7 protein-coding genes and 1 pseudogene are annotated in these 6185 nt (G+C 68.9%); 3 read left to right on the forward strand and 5 right to left on the reverse strand.

Translation table 11 applies throughout. The annotated features are described in order from the left end of the window. Positions 1–14: 14 nt before the first annotated feature. The 4 genes from ACIREO_RS11615 to ACIREO_RS11630 all read right to left on the reverse strand — a co-directional run bounded on the left by ACIREO_RS11615 (position 15) and on the right by ACIREO_RS11630 (position 3610). The gene (locus ACIREO_RS11615; protein WP_404107603.1) at positions 15–491 is read right to left on the reverse strand and encodes a hypothetical protein; all 477 of its coding nucleotides are present in this window, start codon (positions 489–491) and stop codon (positions 15–17) included. A gap of 560 nt (positions 492–1051) precedes the next feature. Beyond that, entirely contained in the window at positions 1052–2125 is a 1074-nt protein-coding gene (locus ACIREO_RS11620; protein ID WP_404107604.1) for a hypothetical protein, read from the reverse strand. After that, positions 2122–2778, reverse strand: coding sequence for an RNA polymerase sigma factor (locus ACIREO_RS11625; protein ID WP_404107605.1), 657 nt, complete (start codon positions 2776–2778; stop codon positions 2122–2124). The genes ACIREO_RS11620 and ACIREO_RS11625 overlap by 4 nt, the downstream gene beginning before the upstream one ends. Before the next feature lie 253 nt (positions 2779–3031). After that, positions 3032–3610 carry a TetR/AcrR family transcriptional regulator gene (locus ACIREO_RS11630; protein WP_404107607.1) on the reverse strand — a complete coding sequence of 193 codons (579 nt, stop codon included), beginning with the start codon at positions 3608–3610 and terminating at the stop codon, positions 3032–3034. Between the two features lie 90 nt (positions 3611–3700). On the opposite strand from ACIREO_RS11630, the gene ACIREO_RS11635 reads away from it, so the two are divergent. The 3 genes from ACIREO_RS11635 to ACIREO_RS11645 all read left to right on the forward strand — a co-directional run bounded on the left by ACIREO_RS11635 (position 3701) and on the right by ACIREO_RS11645 (position 5840). Further along, on the forward strand, positions 3701–4147 hold the full coding sequence (locus tag ACIREO_RS11635; RefSeq protein ID WP_404107608.1) for an anthrone oxygenase family protein: 447 nt from the start codon (positions 3701–3703) through the stop codon (positions 4145–4147). Positions 4148–4152: 5 nt separating this feature from the next. Beyond that, complete coding sequence (locus ACIREO_RS11640; protein WP_404108713.1) at positions 4153–4500, forward strand: DUF4267 domain-containing protein; 348 nt, start codon at positions 4153–4155, stop codon at positions 4498–4500. A gap of 506 nt (positions 4501–5006) precedes the next feature. Continuing rightward, entirely contained in the window at positions 5007–5840 is an 834-nt protein-coding gene (locus tag ACIREO_RS11645) for an SDR family oxidoreductase (RefSeq protein ID WP_404108715.1), read from the forward strand. 51 nt (positions 5841–5891) lie between these two features. Here the strand turns inward: ACIREO_RS11645 and ACIREO_RS11650 are convergent. Continuing rightward, positions 5892–6185: pseudogene (locus ACIREO_RS11650) on the reverse strand (hypothetical protein); the annotation flags it as partial.

Here is a 6185-nt window from a genome sequence, read left to right on the forward strand (position 1 = left end):
CGCGGTGCGCGTGGTCACCGAAGGCGCGCAACGACCGCCCGAACGAGAAGGCCGCCGCGCTGGCGGTAGCCGGCAAGCTCGGCGTCGGCTCCCGAAAGACATTGCGGAACTGGCTGAAGCGGCACGAGACCGACGCGGGGACACGGCCGGGGACGACGACGGAAGGTGTCCGTCCGGATCAAGGCGTTGAAGAGACAGACGCCGAAGACGAGATCCTGAGGGGCCGCGGAAAGTTCCGGCGCGGGCGCCATCGTCGTCTTCGGACCGTTCGCCGCATTCGCCTTCCCCACTGCCGCGGTGAACCAGAAGTTCGTCTGTCCACCGGAGTTGTTCCCCACCGGTCCACGAGCCTCGGGCGTGGGCTTCGCGGATGGCTGCCGGCCGCCGGGCAAGGCATCAACGCCGCTCTCATCGGGCGTTTGGTGACGCGCAATAGTGACCGGGAGCCACATTTCGCGGACGGCGGCAGCTCGGGTCGGCGGCTTGGTCATCTCGCGTTGGTGCGGGAGGACCAGGCCGGACTGCGGGCCTGGGACGAGGCGAGCCGGTTCCGGCGGATCCTCAACCCCACAGACCGAGGGTGAACTCGGCGATCGGCGTGGACAGCAGGAACGAGGCGTGATCGCGGCCAGGCCGACCGGCACGCCCTTCCAGCCGATACGCCGCAGCGCAGCCACTTCGACAGCGTGATCGGGTGGACGCCGAAGTCGGCGGCGATCTGTTCCAGCGTGACGCCGGACTCGCGATTACGCGCGACCCGCACGACGTCATCGCGGAACTCCTTGGGATACGGCTTGGACACTGCAACATCCTTCCAGGCCGCCTCTCAGCAAGCCAGGTCAAGGTGTCACCTATCCGTGCAGCAGTCCCAACACCATCCCCACAACGGCGACACAGGCAAGAATGAACAACCCCATGACAGCCACGACACCAGCAAACTGGCGCATCGCATGCGCCGACCGTCGGGAAACCGGCGGCGAAAACCCCGGGCTCCGCGGCGTGACGTGCGGGGCCCGGGGGTACGGCCCTGGCTGTGAGCAGGCGTGCGGCCTCAGTCCAGGTAGATGTCGTACTGCTCGACGTCACCGGGCTCGAGCTGCATCTCCGGGTCGGTCTTGATGCTGGAGAGCTCCGTGCCCAGGATGCGTCCGGTGCGCCCGTCGAGAATGATCGTCCACCGCACCGTCCCCTTGAAGTCCGCGGCGTACGCCTGACCTTGGCGCCCGGCACGGTCCTTGACCGGACCGATGGCACGCAGGCCGGACTCGGCGAGCAGGCCGTCGATCGCGGCCGTCTGGGCGGGGCCGGGCGTCCACTCACGCAGCAGCGCCTCCACGGAGTCCATCGTCCAGTACGCACTGCCCCGGGTGTCGGGGTTCTCCTTCGCCAGGTAGCCGGCAAGGCCGTCGACAGTGGTCGGGGGCGTGCCCGGGTAGTCGGCGAACTTCTCCCACGAGCCCGCCGGCAGGGTCGTACGGTGGATGACCCTGCCGTCCTTGATGTCCTGCGCCTCACCGCTGCCGTCGGCGTTGTAGCGGGCGCGGGACTCGGTCACCGGCATCTGCTCCGGCTTGTGCTTGCCGTCGTCCCACATTCCCAGTGCCCACTCCCGGCGGTGGGTCCCGCGGTGCGCGGCGCCATGGGAGCCGGCGAGGGCGGCGGCCCGCTTCGCGACGGTGGCGAGCGGCACGGTGGCCCGGGAGCTCTCCACCTTGAGCGGGGCGGGCGCGGCGACGGCCGTCTGACCGCTGCTGCCCGTGACGGCGAACCCCGCCACGGTCGCCGCGACGACGGCGGCAGCCACCCCGAGGGACATCGACCGGCCGGGCGTCAGCCAGCCGGAGGCCGAGGGACGGCCTGCGGCGGAGCGGGACTTGGAGGAGTCCGCGGCGTCGGACGTGGCGGCCCTGTCGTTGATCTCGTTCATCAGGTGTGCTTCAAGCTCCGCGTGACGGGTGGGCGAAAGCCCGGGGGCGGCAGGCCGCGGGACCATCTCACGCAGTGCGGCGAGCTCGGTGCGGTCGCGGGCCTCCTGCCACTCCCGGCCCCCCTCCTCGCGGGCCGGGTCCGCCGGACCGGACGACGGGACGGCGGCACCAGAACGGTTCCGGAACAAGGCGTTCATGCGAGATTCTCCTGGGTGGTTCGAGCCGGAATGCTGCCTACACGCTGTATCTGTCCGCCGCCTCCGGGCAGTTCCCGACCGGGTGCGCCCGGTGTGCCGTCGCGCCGGGCGGCCGGGTGCCCTACGGAGTCGCGCAGCCTGGCGCGGGCGCGGGACAGCCGGGAGCGCACGGTGCCGACGGGTATGCCCAGGGCCTCGGCAGCGGACGCGTAGTCCAGCCCGCCCCAGACGCACAGGGTGAACACCTCGCGCTCGGTGCGCCGCAGCCCCTCCAGCGCCGCCTTGGCTGCCGCCAGCTGTTCGGCGTCCGCCAGCCGCCCGGTCACCTCTTCGGCGAAGTCCGGGACGGTGTCCGGCCGTGGCATCCGGGCGAGGGCTCTCTGGTGCCGCCGGGCCGAGCGGGCCGTGTTACGCAGAACGTTGGTGGCGATGCCCAGCAGCCACGGGCGCAGACTGCCGGTCTCCTCCGGGCGCAGCCGCTCGCGCGAGCGCCACGCCTCCAGATAGGTGAGGGAGACGACGTCCTCGGCCGTGGCCCAGTTGCCCGTGGACCACAGGGCATGGCGGTACACGGCGTGCGCGTGCTCCCGGAACGCCTCGGCAAGCGCGGCCGGGTCACCTTCGCGCAGACGGGTGGGGGTTGAGTGAGTCACGTAGATTAATGTCCGACCAGTCTGGCGGGTTCCTGTGACGTGCGTCATGGTCGCTGGGGGTGAGGTGAGATCCTCCCCGCCCCACGAAGCGTGATCGTTCACAGCCAAGATGCACTTTCGACACGCGGCCCAGGGCGCGTATCGGGTCGTGATCAATGAGCATCACAGGTTCCGGCGCGGGTGACGTGAAGCCGTACCGCAGGCAGGCGGCGGGGTTCGAGGACTCCGGCTGCGCGCCCACCCGGGCGATGCGTCAGACCACGGCGAGCCGGTCCACCAGCAGCTCCACCCTCGGCCCGGCGTCCTGCGGCAGCAGCCGTCCCGCCCGGGTCAGGGTGGCCAGCCCGTGCAGGGACGCCCAGAACACCTCGGTGAACACTTCCGGATGGACAGCGTCCCCAGCGACCTCACCAAGGGTCTCCAGCAGCGCGGCGAAGGCGTCCTTCAGCGGCTCCGGGGTGTCCTCCCGCGCGTAGGCGAGACCACCGTCGAGCTGGAACATGGCGTCGTAGACCGCCGGGTTACGTACCGCGAAGTCGAGGTAGGCGCGGGCGAGAGCGGCCACCCGGATACGAGGGCCGTCCGCGGCGGCGGTCGCGGCCCGCACCACTGCGGCCATCTCGGCGGCGCCCTCGAGGGCGACGGCGCCGATGATCTCGCGTTTGCCGCGGAAGTGGCTGTAGAGGACGGGCTGGCTGTACTCGATGCGCTCGGCGAGCCGACGCGTGGTGACCGCGTCCCAGCCCTGCTGCTCGGCGAGTTCGCGGGCCGTCGCCACGATGAGGCCCTCACGTTCCGCCCGTTCGCGCTGTTTGCGTTCCTGTACCGACATAACCCGATCCTAGCACCGCTAGACAACCAAGCGGCAGCAGTACTAGCGTTGCATTGCCAGCTAGCAATACTAGATTCGGAGAGAGCCGTCATGCTCAACGCACTTGAGGTCATCACCACCGTGATCGTCGGCGTGATGGTGGGGGTGGAGTTCTCCGTCGCCTTCGTCATGAACCCGATCTTCAACGCACTCCCCGAGGACAGCGGCCAACTCGCCCGCGCCCACGGAGGCCGCATGCTCGGCGCCGTCATGCCGCTCTGGTACACCGGCTCGCTCACCCTCGCCGCCATCTGGGCCGTCACCGGATGGCACCACCACGGCACCTGCCTCGTCATCACCGCAGGCGCACTCCTGCTCCTCAGCGTGATCATGTCGATCCTGCTGCTCGTCCCGATCAACAACCAGAGCAAGACCTGGACCCCCGAGAACCGGCCCGCCGACTGGAAGGAGCAGATGAACCGCTGGGACCGCTTCCACTACATCCGCGTCGCCGTCATCATCGCCGCCTTCACCCTGCTCGTCACCGCCCTCACCTGACACCTCTGAGCCCGGAGACGACGGCGCCCACCTTCGGCCTGCCGAGCCGGCCCTCCGGTGACGCCGACGGCTTCCTGATCATCAAGGGAATCCGCGACGTCGTCCTGGCCCTGGTCCTGGGCATCCTGCTGGTGACCGGCCACCGCCGGGCGCTGGGCTGGGTGATACTCGTGGAAGCCCTCGCCGCCTGCGGCGATACAGCCACCGTGCTGGCCCACCACGGCTCCGTGGCCACCGCGCTCGGCGTCCACGCCCCGACCGCGACACTGATGGTGGTCAACGGCCTGCTGATCATGCGCGAAACCCGCAGGATCGCGGCCACTGCGGCAACCCCTGCCCCACAACCCGCCTAGGTTACGTATCGGGTTGTGATCAGCATGTGCGATTTTCCTCCGCAACACGGCTCGGCCAGTGGACCCCCGCGTGTGACACGAGCACAACCGGGCGAAGAGGAGCGGGAATTCACCGAGCCGTACATGCCAATCGGCTCGTACGGCCCCTACCCCGCACGCTTGGGCAGCAGTTCAAAGGGCGTGATCTGACGGTTTCGGACCAGCAGCAAGCGGCGGAGATGCCGACCGGGTCCAGAGCCCGGCCCACCGTGCACGACCGCTTCCGGCAACGGCGCGACACCGGCGCCTCCGAAGCCCTACCGGAAGAGGCGACCGCGGACGCGGAGAACGCCAGGCCAAAGAGGACAGCCCGGAAGCACAGAACACGCAACGCGCGCCCGAGATCGACCCCGAGCGCCTCAACACACCCGCCCCCAACACCGGCCCATACCGCCTTGACCTCAAGCATGATCGAGGTCCTACCGTCACGTCATGTTGATCCTCACCCGATGACAGGAGAAGACCTCATGATCCTCGTGACCGGTGCCACCGGAAACATAGGAAGCACCCTCCTCCAAGAGCTCCAGACACTCGACGCCGGGCCGCTGAGAGGCCTCACCCGTGACCCCGCACGCGCCGTGTTCCCCGAAGGAGTCGAAGCCGTTGCGGGCGACCTCACCGACCCACCCTCACTGAAGCGGGCACTGGAGAAGGCCCGATCCCTGTTCCTCGTCTCACGCATAGGCCCGGACGCCGAGATCATCGAAGCGGCCCGGCGAGCAGGCGTGGAACACGTGGTACTGGTCTCCTCCATCACCGTCCAGACCCACCCGCATCTGGGCCCCGCCGGCGAGAACCTGGCCGTCGAGCAACTGCTGCAGAACAGCGGCATGGCCTGGACAGTCCTGCGCCCGACACAGTTCGCCTCCAACGCCCTGTGGTGGACAGAAACAATCCGCAAACATGAAACGGTCCGCGTGCCCTACGCAGACATCGGCCTCCCCACAATCCACCCCGCCGACATCGCATCGGCAGCCCGGGTCGCACTGACCGAACCCGGCCACCAAGAACAGACCTACGCGCTGACCGGACCGCAAAGAATCACAGCCCGACAGCAAGTCACAGCCATCGGAGCAGCACTGCGACGCACACTGCCGTTCGCCGAGATCAGCCGAGCACAAGCCCACCAACAGATGACACCCTTCCTGGGCACGGAAGCCGCCGACGCCGTACTGGACCTGACAGGCGGCGACATCAACGACGAACTGCTCACCGTTCGCGACACAGTTACCCAGATCACCGGAAACCCAGCCAGAACCTTCCAACAATGGGCCACGGACAACACCGCCGCCTACCGCTGAACCACCCGGCCCACAACACGCCCCACCACAGTCCGGCAAGCCCCCTGCCTCTCACGGCAAGTGCAGGCTCCAGGACCCAAGGCCGCGGAAGGCGCGTCGCAGGTCGCTCACCCAGGCACCGGGGTCTCCCAGGGAATGAAGTGGCCTCCGAGGCCGTGGGCGCTGACGTTGACGTGGTTGAACCACCCGGCCTGCGAGCCCGCCCTGAACGCGCGGACGCGCTCGACGGCGGTGTGGATGCCAGGCGGGTTCTCGTACGTGACGAAGGTGAGGCCTACGAGGACCTGCACCACCGGGGTGCGGTCGCGGGCACGGACCCAGGGGTAGCAGTTGACGTTGACGTTC

Source organism: Streptomyces sp. NPDC102441, assembly GCF_044765585.1.
In the GTDB taxonomy this organism is placed as follows: Bacteria; Actinomycetota; Actinomycetes; order Streptomycetales; family Streptomycetaceae; genus Streptomyces.